Source organism: Ruminococcus difficilis (assembly GCF_016680995.1).
Genome location: NZ_JAEQMG010000002.1, coordinates 1 through 1,001, shown reverse-complemented (window position 1 = coordinate 1,001; position 1,001 = coordinate 1). Strand labels below are relative to the sequence as shown.

1 protein-coding gene and 1 pseudogene are annotated in these 1,001 nt (G+C 57.0%); both read right to left on the bottom strand.

Annotated features, from left to right (window positions below; genetic code table 11):
* Positions 1 to 487 (bottom strand): SDR family NAD(P)-dependent oxidoreductase (locus tag JKK62_RS00035; RefSeq protein WP_201426492.1); only part of this gene is annotated, 487 nt, incomplete at its 3' end.
* A 1-nt stretch (position 488) separates the two neighbouring features.
* Positions 489 to 1,001: pseudogene (locus JKK62_RS00030) on the bottom strand (glutamine--tRNA ligase); the annotation flags it as partial.

Below are 1,001 nucleotides of genomic sequence, written 5' to 3'. Positions count from 1 at the left end.
GTCCGATAACGCCTGCCTTCGCCGCGCTGTAGTGAACCTCGCACGACGCGCCGACCTGACCCCACATCGAGCTGATGTTGAGTATCGCGCCGCTGTGAACGGGCAGCATGTGCCGCCTGAGCGCTTCCTGCGAGCAGTTGAATACGCCGCTGAGGTTGGTGTCGAGCATAGCGCGCCAGTCCTCCACGGTGAGGTCGGTGAACAGCTTTTGCTGAGCGATGCCCGCGTTGTTGACGAGGATATCAACGCCGCCGAGAGCTTTGTCAACCTTGTCAAACATTCGGTTGACGCTCTCTCTGTCTTTAACGTCCGCACAAACCGCGATTGCCTTTATGCCGCAGCTCTTTTGGAGCTGAGCAGCTAAGGCTTCGGCGGTTTCTTTTTTTGTGTTGTAATGTACGGCGACCTGACAGCCCGCTCTTGCAAGTCCCGTGCAGATAGCGGAGCCGATTCCGCCCGCGCCGCCTGTAACTAACGCTGTTTTCATATTACTTTTTCTTGAAGCCGTCCTTCAGGCTTACGCTTCTGTTGAACACAAGGTGTTCGGGCGAGCTGTCCTTGTTGTCAACGCAGAAGTAGCCCAGACGCATGAACTGGAAGCTCTTTGGAGCCTCGGCGGTCGCAAGGCTTTTCTCTGCCTTACAGTCGGTCAGAACCTCTAGTGACTTCGGGTTGAGGTAGTCGAGGAAGCTGCCCTCCTGAGCGTCGGGATCGGGTACGGTGAAGAGGTTGTCATAGAGCCTTACCTCGGCGTCGACGGAGTTTTCCGCGTCGACCCAGTGGATAGTTCCGCGAACCTTTCTGCCGTCGGGAGTGTTGCCGCCGCGTGTTTCGGGGTCGTACTCGGCGTAAACCTCGGTGACGTTGCCGTTCTCGTCCTTTTTGCAGCCCGTGCACTTAACGATATACGCGGACTTGAGGCGAACCTCGTTGCCGGGATAAAGGCGCTGATATTTCTTGATGGGCTCCTCCATGAAGTCCTCGGCCTCGATCCAGCACTC